Raw genomic sequence first — 17,340 nt, 5'->3', positions numbered from 1 at the left:
TCCTGCCTTAGTTGCTGTTGCTGCCGGTGGCGCCGTTGGCGAGCGCCTTCAGCACCTGGTCGGTGATGTCGATACGCGGACTCACGTAGACCGCTTCCTGCACGATCAGATCGTAGTGCTGCTGCTCGGCGATCTGCTTGATTACCTTGTTGGCGCGATCCAGCACCGCCGCGAGTTCTTCGTTGCGACGCTGGTTCAGATCTTCGCGGAACTCACGCTGTTTGCGCTGAAAGTCGCTGTCGAGCTGCGACAGATCGCGCTGCTTCTGCGCGCGATCGGCTGCTGCCAGGCTGGGCCCGCTCTTGTCGAGCGAGTCCGACATCGTCTTCAGACGCTGCGCCATGTCCTGCAGGTCCTTGTCGCGCTTCGCAAACTCAGCTTCGAGCTTGGTCTGCGCAGCCTTCGCGGGGGCGGATTCGCGCAGGATGCGGTCGGAGTTGACCGCCGCGATTTTCGCTTCCTGCGCATGGGCCGCGCCCGTGCCGAAAGCGAGCATCGCCAGCGACAGCGTCATGGCCCCGATCGTCCGCCTGGAAAACAGTCCCGTTAGCAAAGTTATCCTCTCGTTTCTGTAAATGCCTGTTCCTGCGCGTGCCGTCAGAATGCCGTGCCGATCTGGAACTGGAACTTCTGGTACTGATCGCCTTCGTGCTTCGTGACCGGGAAGCCCAGGCTCAGCTTGAGCGGGCCGATCGGCGAAATCCACGCAAGACCCACACCGTAGGCGTAGCGCAGGCCGTTCGAGCCGATGCTGGTGCCTTCGTCGCCCCAGACGTTACCACCGTCGATGAAGGTGAAGACGCGCAGCGTGCGGTCATAACCCGTGCCTGGCAGCGGGAAGGTCAGTTCGATATTGCCGACCACCATCTTCGAGCCGCCGATCGGGTCGTTCGTCTTGGCGTCACGCGGGCCCAGCGAGCTCGGTTCATAACCCCGCACCGAGCCGATACCGCCGGCGTAGTAGTTCTTGAAGATCGGGTACGGCTTGCCGCCGAGGCCGTTGCCGTAGCCGGCCTGGAAGTTCATCCCCAGAACGAAGCCGCGCGCGAACGAGTAATAGTACTGCGCCTGCACATCGGTCTTGTAGTACTGCGTCGAGCCGACGGGCGTGCCGTACTCGGCGTTGGCCTGCAGGAAGTAGCCGCGGCTCGGGATCAGCGCGCTGTCACGCGCGTCGCGCGACCAGCCAATCGTCAGCGGGATGTTGTTCGACACGCGGCCGAACGCGTTGACGTAGTCCTTGTAGGCCTGCGGCGTTGCGTCGTCTACGTCCAGGCGATCCTGCTCGAAGCCCACGCCGAAGAAGACGGTGTCGACTTCCGAGAACGGAATGCCGAATTTCAGATCGCCACCGGCGGTGATGATCTTGAAGCTCGAATCGGTCGAGTAGTACAGCGGCTGGTACGTGCGGTAGTAGACGTCGGTAATGCGCTTGATGCCGTCCACGGTGAAGTACGGGTCGACCTGCGTGACAGCCAGGGTACGGTACGACTTCGCCGTGTTGACGTTCACCGAAAGCGACGTGCCCGAACCGAACACGTTGTCCTGCGAGACGCCCGCCGAGAGCACCACCTTGTCGGTCGACGAGAAGCCCGCGCCCAGCGTGATCGCTCCGGTGGGCTTTTCGGTGACCTTCACGTCCACGTCCACCTGGTCGGCCGTGCCTTCCACGGGGACCGTGGTGACGTCGACGTCGGTGAAGTAGCCCAGACGGTTGATACGGTCCTTCGAGAGCGCAAGGCGGCTCGAATCGAACCACGAGCTTTCGAGCTGGCGCATTTCGCGGCGCACGACTTCGTCGCGCGTGCGGGTGTTGCCCACCACGTTGATGCGGCGCACGTAGACGCGGCGGCTCGGATCGACCTGCAGCGTGAGGTCGACGGTGTGATTCGCCTGGTTGATCTGCGGCAGCGCGTTGACGGTTGCGAACGCATAGCCGTATTCACCGAGCTTGTCGACGATGGCCTTGGTGGCCGCCTGCAGCTTTTCAGCCGAGAAGCGATCGCCTGCCTTGATCTTGACCAGCTTGTTGAGTTCCGCCTCGCGATCGAGCAGATTGCCCGCGAGATGGACGCCCGAGATCTTGTACGGCTCGCCCTCGTGAATCCCGATCGTGAGGTACATGTCCTTCTTGTCGGGCGAGATCGAGACCTGCGTCGAGTCGATGTTGAACTCGAGATAGCCGTGATTCAGATAGTACGAACGCACGTTCTCCAGGTCGCCCGTGAGCTTTTCCTTGGAGTAGAGGTCGTTCTTCGTGTACCACGAGAACCAGTTCGGCGTGGACAGCTGCATTTCGTCCAGCAACGTGCCGCTGCTGTACGTCTTGTTGCCGATAAAGTTGATCTGGCGGATCTTCGCGCTCGGACCTTCGACGACCGAGAACAGCAGACCGACGCGGTTGCGGTCGATCGGCGTGACGGTGGTCGTGACTTCGGCGGCGTAGAAACCGCGCGTGAGGTACTGGCGCTTGAGCTCTTGTTCGGCCTTGTCGACCAGCGCCTTGTCATAGTAGCGGCCTTGCGAGAGACCGACTGCGCGCAGCGCCTTGGTGAGGTTGTCCTTGTCGAACTCGTGGATGCCGGCGAAATCGATCGTGCCGATCGCGGGCCGCTCCTGCACCTGCACAACGACCACGCCGCCCTCAGTGGCGATGCGCACGTCGTTGAAAAAGCCGGTTGCATACAGTGCGCGAATCGCTTCGGAGGCCTTGTCGTCGCTGAACGTATCGCCCTGCTTGATAGGCAGGTACGCGAACACCGTGCCCGGCTCTACGCGTTGCAGTCCTTCGATGCGGATGTCCTGTACCACGAACGGCGTCGTTGCAGCATGGGCCACAAGCCCCTGTGCGGCAAGTGCCGCGGCCGCAACCGTTTTTGGAACCAAGCGATGAGGTCTAAACAACGTGCTTCCCCAGTGTGTATAGCTGCATCAGATCAGGCGGCCCGCCCACGGACGCCGCCAGACATCTTTAAAAATGGATTAACCGAGCCAGGTCGTTGAACAACGCGATCGCCGACAGCGCGACGATGCAGGCAAGTCCCGCACGCTGCAGCACCATCTGCCAGCGATCCGAGACGGTTTTGCCCGTTACGGCTTCAACCGCATAATATAACAGATGCCCCCCGTCCAATACCGGAATTGGGAGCAGGTTCAGTACGCCAAGGCTAATACTGACAAGGGCGAGAAAGGAAAGGAAAGCCGACGGACCGAGTCTCGCGCTCTTGCCGGCATAGTCAGCAATCGTCACAGGCCCCGAAAGATTCTTCAGCGAAGCCTCGCCCGTGAGCATGCGGCCGAACATCCGCAGCGAATACACGCCGATGTCCCACGTGCGGTTCGCGCCCAGCCGCGCACTTTCGAGCAGCCCGTAACGCACCTCCACCGACGGCCCCTGGGCGGAAAGCGCCGCGCCAATACGGCCTACCTGCTGGCCGGTTTCTTCGTCGCGCTGGATGGCGGGCGTGACGGCGATCGTCAGCGACTGCGGCGTCGTTGCCGTGGCTGTATTTGCTGCGTTGTTTTGCGCCTCGCTCTGGTCATCGGCCAGCGAGCCGTCCTTGTTCGCATCCTTGCGCGCGTCCTTGTTCACGTCCGGCACGGGGCCGCCGCGCAGGATCTGCAACTGCACCGGCTTGCCCGCATGAGCCTTTACATACGTGATGAAACTGCTTGCGCTGTCAACGGGATGCCCATCGATCGCGCTCAAACGATCGCCCTTCTGCAGACCCGCCTGCTGGGCCGCGCTGCCCGGCTCCACGCCCGCGATGCGCAGCGTGCCGCCGCCCGGTTCGAAGCCGATCCTCGACATGAAATCGTCGTCGAGGTCCTTGCTTTCGAGGTGCGAAAGATCGAGCGAATAATCGGAACTCGCCGAGCCCGCGTGAGCGTCGCGCGCCGCCACCACCACATGGCGATGATCGAAAGCCGCCGAAAGCAGCTTCCAGCGCAGATCGGCCCACGAACGCACCTGCTCCATGCCGTTGCCATTGGCCGCGCTCACGGCCAGCACGGTTTCGCCTCCCTGGAAACCGGCTTGTGCGGCAACCGACTGCGCGGGCGGCGCTGCCACGACCGCGGCAGGCTCGCTCACACCGCTCGCATAAACGACCGCGAGCAGCACGATGGCAAGAATGAAATTGGCGATGGGACCCGCCGCGACGATGGCGATGCGCTTGCCGACCGATTGCCGGTTGAAGGCATGCGGCAGATCGTCGGGGGAAATCGAATTCGGCCGGTCGGCGAATTCGCGCTCGTCGAGCATCTTGACGTAGCCGCCGAGCGGCAACGCCGAGATCGTCCATTCAGTTCCGCTCTTCTTGCTGACCCACTGCAAAAGCGGACGACCGAAACCAATGGAAAATCGCAGAACCTTGACGCCGCACAAGCGCGCGACACTGTAGTGTCCATACTCGTGAACGACGACGAGTACGCCAATCGCCACGACAAAAGCCACCAGTTCGGTGAGCAGATTCATATGTGCCTCCTATGCTGGAAGCAGCACGCCAGTGCGGGGAGCGGCCTGGCCTGCAGGCCGAACCTCGTGAGCCGCCGGGACGCCAGCCGTTGCTGCGCGGGTATCCCAGGCGGGGCCTGAAAGGCTCAATGCCTCAGGCCGGCACCGGCAGGCTGTCGATGATCTTGTTTGCCGCGCGGCGCGCGGCGGCGTCGGCTTCGAGCACCACGTCGAGGCTGGTGGCGCTGCGGTTCTGCAGCGCGTTCAGCACGGCGTCGACTGTCTGCGCGATCGCCATGAAGCCGATACGACGATTCAGGAACGCTTCCACCGCGACTTCGTTTGCCGCGTTGAGCGTCGCGCTGGCCACGCCACCCTCGGCCAGCGCTTTCATCGCCAGCGCCAGACACGGGAAACGCTGGTAATCGGGCTTCTCGAAGTTGAGCGTCGCGACCTGCGCGAGATCGAGTTGCGCGACGCCCGAATCGATCCGATCCGGGTAGGCCATCGCATGCGCGATCGGCGTGCGCATGTCGGGGTTGCCCAGTTGCGCGAGCACCGAACCATCCGCGTAGGACACCATCGAATGGATCACGCTCTGCGGGTGGATCAGCACGTCGATGCGATCGCCCGGCAGATCGAACAGGTAGTGCGCCTCGATCACTTCGAGGCCCTTGTTCATCATGGTCGCCGAGTCGACCGAGATCTTGCGGCCCATCGACCAGTTCGGATGCTTGCAGGCCTGCTCCGGCGTCACGTCCACCAGCGTCGAAGGCTCGCGCGTGCGGAACGGGCCGCCCGATGCGGTCAGAATGATCTTCGTCACGCCGCCGTGCGCGCCGTCATGCGGCATGCACTGGAACACGGCGTTGTGCTCGCTGTCGAGCGGCAGCAGCACCGCGCCGCTATCGCGCACCGTGTCCATGAAGATGTCGCCCGACATCACGAGCGCTTCCTTATTGGCCAGCAGGATGCGTTTGCCGGCCCTGGCGGCCGCGAGCGAAGGCTCCAGACCCGCCGCGCCGACGATGGCCGCCACCACCGTATCGCAGCCGTCGCTCTTCGAGACGTCGATGAGCGCCTGCGGGCCATGGGCCACGACGGTCTTCGAACCCGCCGCGCGCAGCTTTTGCTCGACGTGCTGGGCCGTTGCGGCGTCGCCGACCACGGCCACTTGCGGCGCGAAACGCAGACATTGATCGACGAGCTTGTCGCCGTTGCGGTGCGCCGTGAGCGCGTAGACGGAGAAGCGATCCGGATGACGTGCTACCACGTCAAGGGTGCTGTCTCCGATCGAGCCCGTGGAACCGAGCAGGGTGAGTCGTTTTTGCATTTTCATTTCTCTAACCGGGCGCGTTTGGCGTTAGCCGAGCAGCAGCATGGCCAGTGGCAGGACCGGCAACAGCGCGTCGATGCGGTCGAGGACCCCGCCATGACCGGGCAGGAGGCCGCTCGAATCCTTCACGCCAGCCTGGCGCTTGAGCATCGACTCGAACAGATCGCCGATCACGCTGAACGCGACCAGCACCGTCAGCACGAGGAGCGCACGGCCAACGCCCAACTGGGCGGCCAGCGCCGAATACAAGGTGGGCTCGAAAGCATGCAGCGCCAGCGCCGCAACCGACACGACCATCACCGCGACCCAGCCGCCCACGGCGCCTTCCCAAGTCTTGCCCGGGCTGATCGAAGGGGCCAGTTTATGCTTTCCGAATGCCTTCCCGGAGAAGTATGCGCCGATATCGGCCAGCCAGACCACGAGCAGCAGTGACAGCACAAAGCCCACACCGAGCGCTCGCGCGCCAACCAGCGCGTGCCAGCAGGCGGCGAAGATCACGAAACCGGCAGCCAGCAGGAAAGCTCGCCAGGCGCCGGCGGCCAGCACCGGCTTGCGCACCAGCACATAGGGGCCCGCAACGAGCCAGAAGATGCCTGCGGCCTGGTACAGCGGCCGCACGGATTCGAGCCGCGCACTGGCGAACACGAGAACCGCGGCGATAGCCGCATAGACGATCGAACCGGCCTTGCCGGCCTTGAGCAGGCGCGCCCATTCCCACGCGGCGAACACCACCACGAGGCCGATCAGCGCGCCAAAGGCGGCCACCGACGCGAACAGCGTAACCGGCAGGAAGACAGCCAGCAGGACGAGCGCCGTGATGACACGGGTCTTTAGCATGAAAGCGAGTCGGCGTTCTGGTTTTGGGTGACGAGCTGGGCGCTCGTGCGGCCGAAGCGGCGCTCACGATCGGCATAGGATGCGATGGCGCGATTGAGCGCGTCCGCATCGAAATCCGGCCAATACGTGTCGGTGAAATAGAATTCTGCGTAAGCGAGCTGCCAGAGCAGGAAATTGCTCACGCGCTGCTCTCCGCCAGTACGGATAAAGAGATCAGGCTCCGGCGCGTAGTTCATGGCCAGATACTGGCCGACCGTGTCCTCGGTCACCGGCACCGCCTCGCCCGCCGCTACGGAAGCCTCCACGAGCTTGCGGGTGGCCTGCATGATGTCCCAGCGGCCGCCGTAGTTCGCGGCGATGGTCAGCGTAAGACGGGTATTGCGCGCGGTCTTGGTCTCCGCGCGGCGAATCAGATCCTGGATGCGCTCATTGAACATCGTCAGGTCGCCCACGACACGCAGGCGAATGCCGTTCGCGTGCAGGCGCGCCACTTCGCGCTCCAGCGCGGTGACGAACAGACGCATCAGGAAGGACACTTCGTCGGTGGGACGCCGCCAGTTCTCGGAACTGAAGGCGAACAGCGTGACGAATTCGACGCCTTGCGCGACGCAGGCTTCGACGACCGAACGCACTGCATCCACGCCGCGCGTATGGCCTGCGACGCGCGGCAGGCGACGCTGCGTTGCCCAACGGCCGTTGCCATCCATGATGATCGCGATGTGGCGCGGTACGGCGGCCACATCGGGCACGTGAACGGTTGAGCTGGTATAGGTCATGGCCGTCGGAACAAGACTGCGAAAAGGAAAGGGAAACCCTGCGGGACTGGAAGCCTTGCGGCCTCAGACCGTCATGATTTCGGCTTCCTTCGTCTGGACGAGCTTGTCGATCTCGGTCACGAAGCGGTCCGTCAGCTTCTGGACGTCGTCGCTGCCGCGGCGCTCGTCGTCTTCCGAGATTTCCTTGTCCTTGACGAGCTTCTTGAGTTGCTCGTTGGCGTCGCGACGCAGGTTACGCACGGCAACCTTGGCCGTTTCGCCTTCGTTCTTGACGACCTTGGTGAGTTCCTTGCGGCGCTCTTCGGTCAGCGCAGGCATCGGCACGCGAATGAGATCGCCGTGCGTAGCCGGGTTCAGGCCGAGATCCGACTCGCGGATCGCCTTTTCGATCACCGGCACCATCTTCTTTTCCCACGCCTGGACGCCGATCGTGCGGGCGTCGACGAGCGTCAGGTTCGCGACCTGCGAGATGGGCACCGGCGAGCCGTAGTAGTCGACCTGGATGTGATCGAGCAGACCGGTGTGGGCGCGGCCCGTGCGGATCTTCGCCAGGTCGCCCTTGAACGAATCGATCGAGCGCTGCATTTTCTGCTCAACGCCCTTTTTGATGTCAGCCACAGCCATTTTGATACCTCCGAATCTTCATTACGGTACGGGCCCGCCAGCGCGCTGAATGGGCGGCGCGGCCCGAGATCGATCTCGTGTGAAACGAGAGTTTACACGTGGACGAGCGTGCCTTCGTCTTCGCCCTGAATGATGCGCTTGAGCGCACCCGGCTTGACGATCGAAAAAACCCGGATAGGCAGCTTCTGGTCGCGGCACAGCGCGAAGGCGGTGGCGTCCATCACCTGCAGATTGCGGCCGATTGCCTCGTCGAAGCTGATCGTCGAGTAACGCGTCGCCGTCGGGTCCTTCTTGGGGTCGGCCGAGTAGACGCCGTCTACCTTGGTCGCCTTGAGCACCACTTCCGCGCCCACTTCCGCGCCACGCAGCGCGGCGGCGGTGTCGGTGGTGAAGAACGGGTTGCCCGTGCCGGCCGCGAAGATCACGACCTTGCCCTCTTCGAGCTGACGGATCGCGCGCGGGCGGATGTACGGCTCAACCACCTGGTCCATGCGCAGCGCGGACTGCACGCGCGCTTCGATGCCGGCGTGACGCATGGCGTCCTGCAGCGCGAGCGCGTTCATCATCGTTGCGAGCATACCCATGTAGTCGGCGGTGGCGCGGTCCATACCGGCTGCGCCGCCTGCGACGCCACGGAAGATATTGCCGCCGCCGATCACGACGGCGAGCTGGGTGCCCAGGCGCACGACCTCGGCCACGTCCGCCACCATCCGTTCGATCGTGGCTCGGTTGATGCCGAAGGCATCATCGCCCATCAGGGCTTCACCGGAAAGTTTGAGCAGGACGCGTTTATAGGCGGGTGTGGGCATGGAGGTATCCAGGATCGCGCGCAAAAGGCACTAACAGGGCAATAACTTGAAACTGTAGGGGTGAAATACGGCTTGGGGCAAGCGCCGCCAGAAATAGCGAAGATTTGCGCCACGAGGCACGGCGGATGACCGCCATGCCCGGCGTCGCTATTCGGGCGTCGCTACGCTGCCCACCGCGGCAGTGAAACACTGCCGCGGCTTGCTACGGTACTGCGGTACGGCTTTGACTGCTTTGAAGCATGCTGCCTGACGATGAACGGCAGGCAAGGCTTGCGCGGCCTTTATTGCTGCTTTGCAGCAGCGACTTGCGCGGCCACTTCGGCTGCGAAGTCGTCTTGACGCTTCTCGATGCCTTCGCCAACGACGAACAGCGCGAACTTCTGCACCGAGCTGTTAGCAGCCTTCAGCATCTGTTCGATCGTCTGCTTGTCGTTCTTCACGAACGGCTGGTTCAGCAGCGACACTTCCTTCAGGTACTTCTGGACCGAACCGTCCACCATCTTGGCGACGATTTCAGCCGGCTTGCCCGATTCAGCAGCCTTCTGCTCGGCGATGCTGCGCTCCTTGGCGATCAGCTCGGCCGGCACGTCGTCCGACGACAGCGAAACCGGCTTCATTGCAGCGATGTGCATCGCCACGTCCTTACCGACTTGCTCGTCAGCGCCCGTGTAGTCCACCAGCACGCCGATACGCGTGCCGTGCAGGTACGCAGCCAGCTTGTTGGCGGTTTCGAAGCGCGCGAAACGGCGGATCGAGACGTTTTCGCCAATCTTGCCGACCAGTGCCAGGCGCACTGCGTCGACCGTCGAGCCTTCCAGCGGCAGAGCCGACAGGGCGGCGACGTCGGCCGGATTTTGCGTAGCGACCAGTTCGGCCACCGTGTTCGAGAATGCGAGGAAGTCGTCGTTCTTGGCGACGAAGTCGGTTTCGCAGTTCAGTTCGACCACGGCGCCAGCATTGCCGCCGATAAACGAAGCGATCACGCCTTCAGCCGTGACGCGCGACGCAGCCTTGCTCGCCTTGTTGCCGAGCTTGACGCGCAGGAGTTCTTCAGCGCGTGCCAGGTCGCCGTCGGCTTCCGTCAGCGCCTTCTTGCACTCCATCATCGGCGCATCGGTCTTCGCGCGCAGTTCTGCCACCATGCTTGCGGTAATTGCCGCCATCATTCGCTCCTTGAGTCTGTCTGGTACGCGCCAGCCGCATGCTTCGATGCGGCCGGCAGGAATTCGTTTCCGTTTATGCCCATGCTGAAACGCTTTTTTACAGCTGCTTCTACAGGACTACGGTGCCGCCCATATGACGCGGCGTCGAATGCCACGGCTTAAAAAAAAGGGGCCTATGGAAGCCCCCTTTTCTTGCCGGACACGGCGGCAGCTTACGCCTCCGGGTTGACCTCGACGAACTCGTCGTCGCCGTCGTTGCCGCGTGCAGCTGCGACCACTTCGTTCACCGAGTTCGCACGGCCTTCGAGGATCGCATCTGCCACGCCTTGCGTGTACAGCGCGACAGCCTTGCTGGCGTCGTCGTTACCCGGGATGACGTAGTCGATGCCTTCCGGCGAGTGGTTCGTATCGACCACGGCGATGACGGGGATGCCCAGCTTGTTGGCTTCCGTCACAGCGATCTTGTGGTAGCCGACGTCAACCACGAAGATTGCGTCCGGAATGCCGCCCATGTCCTTCACGCCGCCGATCGACTTTTGCAGCTTGGCGATTTCGCGTTCGAACAGGAGCGCTTCCTTCTTGCTCATCTTTTCGAGTTCGCCTGCCTCGACCGCTGCTTCCATGTCCTTCAGGCGCTTGATCGAAACCTTCAGCGTCTTGAAGTTGGTCAGCATACCGCCGAGCCAGCGTGCGTTCACGAACGGCATGCCAGCGCGTTGCGCTTCTTCAGCGATCGTGTCACGCGATTGACGCTTCGTGCCGACGAACAGAATCGTGCCACGGTTCGATGCCAGCTGACGCACATACTTCAGTGCGTCGTTGTACATCGGCAGCGTCTTTTCGAGGTTGATGATGTGAATCTTGTTGCGATGGCCGAAAATGAAGGGGGCCATCTTCGGGTTCCAGAAGCGCGTCTGGTGACCGAAGTGGACACCTGCTTCCAGCATTTGGCGCATGGTAACTGCCATGTTTGATTCTCCGCTAGGGTTGGTTTCTTAAGCCGGCTGCCGTATCAGATGCGCCGCCCCGCCATAAAGGATTCAGGACTGACGCGCCCGACACCCTGGGTGCGCCGGCTCGCGATTTTCACGATTGACTTCCTGAGCCACCACCCGGTGCCAGTTCTTATGAATGGGACGGGAGCGACTTAGCCGAAGAGTATAGCACGCAAAATGTGCATGCCTCAAGACGGCTAATACCCTCGGAATGCGGCTTGCCGGGCTGCTGCGCACATTCAAAAGCCAGCGACCGGGGGGATAAGGTGCGATAATTCGATATTCGACTGCATTTTCGGGCGCACACCATGGCCATTTCGATCAAGACCGAACACGACATCGCGCAAATGCGCGTCGCCTGCCGACTGGCAAGCGAGGTGCTCGACTACATAACGCCCTTCGTTGTGGCGGGCGTGACCACCGGCGAAATCGACCGGCTCTGTCACGAATACATGACCAATGTCCAGGGCACGGTGCCCGCGCCGCTGAACTACCAGCCGCCCGGCTACCCCCCGTACCCCAAGGCCATCTGCACCTCGGTCAACGACGTGATCTGTCACGGTATTCCGGGCGACAAGGCGCTGAAGAACGGCGACACGCTCAATATCGACGTGACGGTGATCAAGGATGGCTACTTCGGCGACACCAGCCGCATGTTCATCGTCGGCGAAGGCTCGATCCTCGCGAAGCGCCTCGTGCAGACCACCTACGAATGCATGTGGCTGGGCATCGACCAGGTTCGCCCCGGCGGCCATCTGGGCGACATCGGCCATGCGATCCAGCGGTATGCGGAAGCCCAAGGTTATAGCGTGGTGCGCGAATACTGCGGCCACGGCATCGGCACGGTGTTCCACGACGAGCCGCAAGTGCTCCACTACGGCCGCCCCGGCACCGGCGTGGAACTGCTGCCCGGCATGATCTTCACTATCGAGCCGATGATCAACGCCGGACGCCGCGACATCCGCACGATGCCGGACCAGTGGACGGTCAAGACCAAGGATCGCAGCCTGTCGGCGCAGTGGGAGCATACGGTGCTCGTCACGGAGAGCGGCTACGAGGTGTTGACGGTATCGGCCGGCACGCCCGCCAAACCGGCGATCGTCGCGCAGGCGGCGGCAGGCGCGACGGTCTGACGACGTAATGGCTTCCCGCAGCTCGCGGGAAGCCAGCGAACGCAGCGTCCGGCAGTAATGACCAGATTCGACCCGGTACGACCCGATTCACGCAGTATCGGCACCACCCCAGGCGTTGACTTGGTATTGAGCTGGCAGTAACCCGCTTCAAGCAGGCATTAAACGGCAACGGCCCGAGGCCGCCCCGGATATCCGGCCGACCAATGAGTTATCGAGGTCAATCGACCCGGCCCGCGCTTTCACAACCGCGCTTTCACCACCCCGACCCCATGAGCGTTCTCGCCGTCGCCGCACCCGATACGTCGTCGCTGAAGTCCGACTACAAGGCCGCCAAGGCCGAGTTGCTCGAACGCTTCAAGAGCGCGTCCAACGTCGATTCGCTGATGCGCGCGCTCGCCCGCACCACCGACGAAACCCTGCGCCGCGCCTGGAATCTGTGCGAACTGCCGGCTTCGCTGGCGCTCGCGGCCGTGGGCGGGTTTGGCCGCGGCGAACTCGCTCCCTTCTCCGACGTCGACATCCTCGTGCTGTTGCCCGACGACGAAGCGCTCGCGCCGCTCGAAGCACGCATCGAGCGCTTTATTGGCCTCGCCTGGGATCTTGGGCTGGAAATCGGCAGCAGCGTGCGCAGTGTCTCGCAATGCCTCGAAGAAGCCGCCAACGACGTGACCGTGCGGACCTCGCTGCTCGAAGCGCGCCGCATCACCGGCAGCACCACGCTTTTTGGCGACTTCGCCCAGCGCTATCGCGACGCCATGGATCCGCGCGCCTTCTTTCAGGCCAAGGTGCTGGAAATGCGCCAGCGCCACGCGCGCTTCCAGGACACGCCTTACGCGCTGGAGCCGAACGTCAAGGAAAGCCCCGGCGGGCTGCGCGATTTGCAACTGATCCTGTGGATCACGGAAGCCGCGGCCTTCGGCAGCAGCTGGAAAGAACTCGACCAGCGCGGCCTGATCACCACCCGCGAAGCCCGCGAGCTGCGCCGCAACGAGGCGTTCCTCAAAGCACTGCGCGCGCGCCTTCACGTGATCGCCGGACGCCGCCAGGACATCCTGGTGTTCGACCTGCAAACGCCCGTAGCCGAAAGCTTCGGCTTCAAGGCCAGCAGTGCGCGGCGCGCCAGCGAGCAGCTGATGCGGCGCTATTACTGGGCCGCCAAGGCGGTTACCCAGCTTGCAAGCATCCTGATCCAGAACATCGAGGCGCAACTCTTCCCGAGCACCAGCGGCATCACGCGCACGCTCTCGAATCATTTCGTCGAAAAACAGGGCATGATCGAAATTGTGTCCGACGATGTCTTCGAGCGCGAGCCGCACGCGATCCTCGAAGCCTTTCTGCTTTACGAACAGGTGCCCGGCGTGAAGGGGCTCTCCGCACGCACCATGCGCGCGCTCTACAACGCGCGCGAAAAGATGGACCTGCATTGGCGGCGCGACCCGGAAAACCGCCGTCTCTTCATGGAAATCCTGAAGCAGCCCGCCGGTATCACGCACGCCATGCGGCTGATGAACCAGACGAGCGTGCTCGGGCGTTATCTGCTGAATTTCCGGCGCATCGTCGGGCAGATGCAGCATGATCTCTATCACGTCTACACGGTCGATCAGCACATCCTGATGGTGCTGCGCAATATCCGCCGCTTTGCCGTGGCGGAGCACGCGCACGAATATCCGTTCTGCAGCCAGCTGATCGCCAATTTCGAGCGGCCCTGGGTGCTCTACGTGGCGGCGCTCTTTCACGATATCGCCAAGGGGCGCGGCGGGGATCACTCGGAACTCGGCATGGCCGACGCGCGGCGTTTTTGCCGCGAACACGGCGTCGAGGGCGAGGACGCCGATCTGATCGTATGGCTCGTCCAGCAACATCTGACCATGAGCCAGGTGGCGCAGAAGCAGGACACGAGCGATCCCGAAGTCGTCAAGCGTTTCGCCGATCTGGTGGGCACGGAACGGCGTCTGTCGGCGCTCTATCTGCTGACTGTGGCCGATATTCGCGGCACCAGCCCGAAGGTCTGGAACAACTGGAAGGGCAAGCTGCTCGAAGACCTCTACCGGGCGACGCTCGCCGTGCTCGGCGGCGCACGGCCCGATACGCATTCCGAACTCAAGACGCGTCAGGAGCTCGCGCTCGCGCTGTTGCGCCTCGAAACCGTGCCCGAGCACGCGCATCGCGCTCTGTGGGACAAGCTCGATGTCGGCTATTTCCTGCGCCACGACGCCGCCGATATCGCGTGGCAGACGCGCGTGCTTTACCGTCACGTCGAAACCGCCGCGCCCGTGGTCCGCGCGCGGCCCTCGCCGATCGGCGAAGCGTTGCAGGTGCTGGTCTATGCGAAGGATCGTCCGGATCTCTTTGCGACCATGTGCGCCTATTTCGACCGCAGCGGCCTGTCCGTGCTCGACGCGCGCGTGAGCACGACGCGTCACGGCTACGCGCTCGACAATTTCATCGTTGCCCACACCGAGGGCGACGTGCATTACCGCGACATCGCGAACCTGGTCGAACAGGAGCTCGCCGAACGCCTCGCGGCCGAAAGCCATGTGCTGCCGGAGCCGTCGAAGGGGCGGCTCTCGCGACTGTCGCGCACCTTCCCGGTGACGCCGCGCGTCGACCTGCGGGCCGACGAGCGCGGCCAGTACTACATCCTGTCCGTGTCGGCCAACGACCGGCCGGGCCTTCTTTATTCGATCGCGCGCGTGCTGGCTGAGCACCGGGTCGGCGTCCATGCGGCGCGGATCAACACACTCGGCGAGCGCGTCGAAGACGTATTCCTGCTGGACGGTTCGGGCTTGTCCGATAACCGCCTGCAGATCCGTGTCGAAACCGAACTGCTGCGCGCGATAGCGGTGTGAAAGTCAAAGCGAATTACCTGAATCATGCGAGCCAAACTCACAGCCAAACACCCGCGCCCGGCCACGCCGGAGCGCTCCCCCGTCCGACGCGGCAGCACGACCGCCCGCAAACCGGTACGGCCGGCTGAAGCGCGGCCCGCTGACGCACGGCCGGCATTTGCAAAACCTGCGGGCAACAAGCCTGCGCGCCCCGGCAAGCCGATGTCGCGCGACGAAGGCGGCGAGCGCCGCTTCCCGCGCCGCGATGACGGCGGTGAACGTCGTTCGTTTGGTTCGCGCGAAGATGGGGGTGAGCGTCGTCCGTTCCGTGCTCGCGAAGATGGCGGTGATCGCCGTCCTCCGCGCCGTGATGACGGTGAACGTCGTTCGTTCGGCCCGCGTGAAGATGGTGGAGAGCGTCGTTTCCCGCGCCGTGACGAAGGCAGTGAACGCCGCCCCTTCCCCGCTCGCGAAGGTGGCGGCGATCGCCGCCCGCCGCGCCGTGATGACGGCGAGCGCCGTTCGTTCGGCCCGCGTGAAGATGGCGGTGAGCGTCGTTCCCCCCGCCGTGACGAAGGCGGTGAACGCCGCCCCTTCCCTGCTCGCGAAGGCGGCGGCGATCGCCGCCCGCCGCGCCGCGACGATGGCGAGCGCCGTTCGTTCGGCCCGCGTGAAGATGGTGGTGAGCGTCGTTTCCCCCGCCGTGACGAAGGCGGTGAACGCCGGCCCTTCCCCGCTCGCGAAGGTGGCGGCGATCGCCGTCCTCCGCGCCGCGATGATGGCGAGCGCCGCTCGTTCGCTCCGCGTGAAGATAGCGGCGAGCGTCGTTTCCCCCGCCGTGACGAAGGCGGTGAACGCCGTCCCTTCCCCGCTCGCCAAGATGGCGGTGATCGCCGTCCTCCGCGCCGCGATGATGGCGAGCGTCGTTCGTTCGGCCCGCGTGAAGATAGCGGTGAGCGTCGTTTCCCCCGCCGTGACGAAGGCGGTGAACGCCGGCCCTTCCCCGCTCGCGAAGGTGGCGGCGATCGCCGTCCTCCGCGCCGCGATGATGGCGAGCGCCGCTCGTTCGCTCCGCGTGAAGATGGTGGTGAGCGTCGTTCCCCCCGCCGTGACGAAGGCGGTGAACGCCGGCCCTTCCCCGCTCGCGAAGGTGGCGGTGATCGCCGTCCGCCGCGCCGCGACGATGGCGAGCGCCGCTCGTTCGCTCCGCGTGAAGATAGCGGTGAACGCCGTCCCTTCCCCGCTCGCGAAGGTGGCGGCGATCGCCGTCCGCCGCGCCGCGATGACGGCGAGCGCCGTTCGTTCGGCCCGCGTGAAGATGGCGGTGAGCGTCGTTTCCCGCGCCGTGACGAAGGCGGTGAACGCCGTCCTTTCCCCGCTCGCCAAGATGGCGGCGATCGCCGTCCGCCGCGCGACGATTCCGGCGAGCGCCGCTTCGCGCGCCCAGTCAAGTCGTCCTACGGCAGCGAACGCGACAGCGGCGCACCGCGCAAGTTCGGCGACAAGCCCGCAGGCAAGTCCATCGACCGAGCCCCGCGCCGCGAATCCGCCCCGCAACGCGAGGAAGTCGACGGCGACAACGCGCTGCGTCTATCCAAGCGCATGTCGGAACTGGGTCTGTGCTCGCGCCGCGAAGCCGATGAATGGATCGAAAAGGGTTGGGTCTTCGTCGACGGCGTCGTGGTCGATACGCTCGGCGCCAAGGTCACGCCCGAGCAGCGCATCGAAGTCGATCCTGCCGCGCTCGCTGCACAGGCGCGCCAGGTGACGATCCTGCTGCACAAGCCGATCGGCTTTGTTTCCGGCCAGGCTGAAGACGGCTACGCCCCCGCCGCCACGCTGATCACCGGCGAGAATCACTGGGAAGGCGACCGCTCGGGTATCCGCTTCTCGGCGCAACACCTGCGCACGCTCGCGCCGGCTGGCCGCCTCGACATCGATTCGACGGGCCTGCTGGTGCTCACGCAGGACGGTCGCGTGGCGAAGCAACTGATCGGCGAAAGCTCGGACATCGACAAGGAATACCTCGTGCGCGTCACCTACGGCGACATCGAGACCGAAGTCGATCAACACTTCCCGGCCGAACTGCTTTCGAAGCTGCGCCATGGTCTCTCGCTCGACGATGTACCGCTCAAGCCCGCACAAGTGAGCTGGCAGAACGGCGAGCAGTTGCGTTTCGTGCTGCGCGAAGGCAAGAAGCGCCAGATCCGCCGTATGTGCGAGCTGGTCGGACTGCACGTGGTGGGCCTGAAGCGCGTGCGCATGGGCCAGGTGCTGCTGGGCGCACTGCCGCAAGGCCAGTGGCGCTACCTGTCGGCGGACGAGGGATTCTGAGCCTGACGAAATCGGCGCCACCTGGCGCCGGACCGTAAAAAATGGGAGC

General features: G+C 64.0%; 13 protein-coding genes. 3 read left to right on the top strand and 10 right to left on the bottom strand.

Annotated features, from left to right (window positions below; translation table 11 throughout):
- Window positions 1-7 precede the first annotated feature (7 nt).
- From F4827_RS06915 to rpsB, 10 genes are all read right to left on the bottom strand, one after another.
- On the bottom strand, window positions 8-553 hold the full coding sequence (locus F4827_RS06915) for an OmpH family outer membrane protein (RefSeq protein ID WP_183723126.1): 546 nt from the start codon (window positions 551-553) through the stop codon (window positions 8-10).
- Window positions 554-597: 44 nt separating this feature from the next.
- Window positions 598-2,904 carry an outer membrane protein assembly factor BamA gene (gene bamA / locus F4827_RS06910; RefSeq protein WP_183723124.1) on the bottom strand — a complete coding sequence of 769 codons (2,307 nt, stop codon included), beginning with the start codon at window positions 2,902-2,904 and terminating at the stop codon, window positions 598-600.
- Between the two features lie 67 nt (window positions 2,905-2,971).
- A complete protein-coding gene (gene rseP / locus F4827_RS06905) occupies window positions 2,972-4,477 on the bottom strand; it encodes an RIP metalloprotease RseP (protein ID WP_183723121.1) in 1,506 nt (501 codons plus the stop codon).
- A gap of 133 nt (window positions 4,478-4,610) precedes the next feature.
- Window positions 4,611-5,789, bottom strand: a complete 1,179-nt coding sequence (locus F4827_RS06900; RefSeq protein WP_183723119.1) for a 1-deoxy-D-xylulose-5-phosphate reductoisomerase — start codon at window positions 5,787-5,789, stop codon at window positions 4,611-4,613.
- A gap of 30 nt (window positions 5,790-5,819) precedes the next feature.
- The gene (locus F4827_RS06895; protein WP_183723117.1) at window positions 5,820-6,629 is read right to left on the bottom strand and encodes a phosphatidate cytidylyltransferase; all 810 of its coding nucleotides are present in this window, start codon (window positions 6,627-6,629) and stop codon (window positions 5,820-5,822) included.
- Complete coding sequence (gene uppS / locus F4827_RS06890; protein ID WP_183723115.1) at window positions 6,623-7,405, bottom strand: polyprenyl diphosphate synthase; 783 nt, start codon at window positions 7,403-7,405, stop codon at window positions 6,623-6,625. The genes F4827_RS06895 and uppS overlap by 7 nt, the downstream gene beginning before the upstream one ends.
- A gap of 63 nt (window positions 7,406-7,468) precedes the next feature.
- Window positions 7,469-8,029 carry a ribosome recycling factor gene (gene frr, locus F4827_RS06885; protein ID WP_183723113.1) on the bottom strand — a complete coding sequence of 187 codons (561 nt, stop codon included), beginning with the start codon at window positions 8,027-8,029 and terminating at the stop codon, window positions 7,469-7,471.
- Window positions 8,030-8,121: 92 nt separating this feature from the next.
- Window positions 8,122-8,838 carry a UMP kinase gene (gene pyrH, locus F4827_RS06880; RefSeq protein WP_027814826.1) on the bottom strand — a complete coding sequence of 239 codons (717 nt, stop codon included), beginning with the start codon at window positions 8,836-8,838 and terminating at the stop codon, window positions 8,122-8,124.
- A 281-nt stretch (window positions 8,839-9,119) separates the two neighbouring features.
- Window positions 9,120-10,001 carry a translation elongation factor Ts gene (tsf, locus tag F4827_RS06875; protein ID WP_027814827.1) on the bottom strand — a complete coding sequence of 294 codons (882 nt, stop codon included), beginning with the start codon at window positions 9,999-10,001 and terminating at the stop codon, window positions 9,120-9,122.
- Window positions 10,002-10,213: 212 nt separating this feature from the next.
- Complete coding sequence (gene rpsB / locus F4827_RS06870) at window positions 10,214-10,969, bottom strand: 30S ribosomal protein S2 (protein WP_183723111.1); 756 nt, start codon at window positions 10,967-10,969, stop codon at window positions 10,214-10,216.
- A gap of 335 nt (window positions 10,970-11,304) precedes the next feature.
- Between rpsB and map the strand changes: the two genes are divergently transcribed.
- The 3 genes from map (at window position 11,305) to F4827_RS35940 (ending at window position 17,291) form a co-directional block, all read left to right on the top strand.
- On the top strand, window positions 11,305-12,129 hold the full coding sequence (map, locus tag F4827_RS06865; RefSeq protein ID WP_183723109.1) for a type I methionyl aminopeptidase: 825 nt from the start codon (window positions 11,305-11,307) through the stop codon (window positions 12,127-12,129).
- 269 nt (window positions 12,130-12,398) lie between these two features.
- A complete protein-coding gene (locus F4827_RS06860; protein WP_183723107.1) occupies window positions 12,399-14,978 on the top strand; it encodes a [protein-PII] uridylyltransferase in 2,580 nt (859 codons plus the stop codon).
- 24 nt (window positions 14,979-15,002) lie between these two features.
- Complete coding sequence (locus F4827_RS35940) at window positions 15,003-17,291, top strand: pseudouridine synthase (protein ID WP_184123783.1); 2,289 nt, start codon at window positions 15,003-15,005, stop codon at window positions 17,289-17,291.
- The last annotated feature ends 49 nt before the right edge of the window (window positions 17,292-17,340 follow it).

The sequence above is a fragment of the Paraburkholderia bannensis genome (assembly GCF_014200455.1).
GTDB classification, from domain to species: Bacteria; Pseudomonadota; Gammaproteobacteria; order Burkholderiales; family Burkholderiaceae; genus Paraburkholderia; species Paraburkholderia bannensis_A.
The sequence above is the reverse complement of the archived record's forward strand: the minus strand, read 5'-3'. Positions and strand labels throughout refer to the sequence as shown.

Bases quoted from the DNA above. Each gene is read 5' to 3' on its own strand.
- rseP (WP_183723121.1), bottom strand. From the start codon at position 4,477: ATGAATCTGCTCACCGAACTGGTGGCTTTTGTCGTGGCGATTGGCGTA.
- F4827_RS06900 (WP_183723119.1), bottom strand. From the start codon at position 5,789: ATGCAAAAACGACTCACCCTGCTCGGTTCCACGGGCTCGATCGGAGAC.
- F4827_RS06895 (WP_183723117.1), bottom strand. From the start codon at position 6,629: ATGCTAAAGACCCGTGTCATCACGGCGCTCGTCCTGCTGGCTGTCTTC.
- uppS (WP_183723115.1), bottom strand. From the start codon at position 7,405: ATGACCTATACCAGCTCAACCGTTCACGTGCCCGATGTGGCCGCCGTA.
- frr (WP_183723113.1), bottom strand. From the start codon at position 8,029: ATGGCTGTGGCTGACATCAAAAAGGGCGTTGAGCAGAAAATGCAGCGC.
- pyrH (WP_027814826.1), bottom strand. From the start codon at position 8,838: ATGCCCACACCCGCCTATAAACGCGTCCTGCTCAAACTTTCCGGTGAA.
- tsf (WP_027814827.1), bottom strand. From the start codon at position 10,001: ATGGCGGCAATTACCGCAAGCATGGTGGCAGAACTGCGCGCGAAGACC.
- rpsB (WP_183723111.1), bottom strand. From the start codon at position 10,969: ATGGCAGTTACCATGCGCCAAATGCTGGAAGCAGGTGTCCACTTCGGT.
- map (WP_183723109.1), top strand. From the start codon at position 11,305: ATGGCCATTTCGATCAAGACCGAACACGACATCGCGCAAATGCGCGTC.
- F4827_RS06860 (WP_183723107.1), top strand. From the start codon at position 12,399: ATGAGCGTTCTCGCCGTCGCCGCACCCGATACGTCGTCGCTGAAGTCC.
- F4827_RS35940 (WP_184123783.1), top strand. From the start codon at position 15,003: ATGCGAGCCAAACTCACAGCCAAACACCCGCGCCCGGCCACGCCGGAG.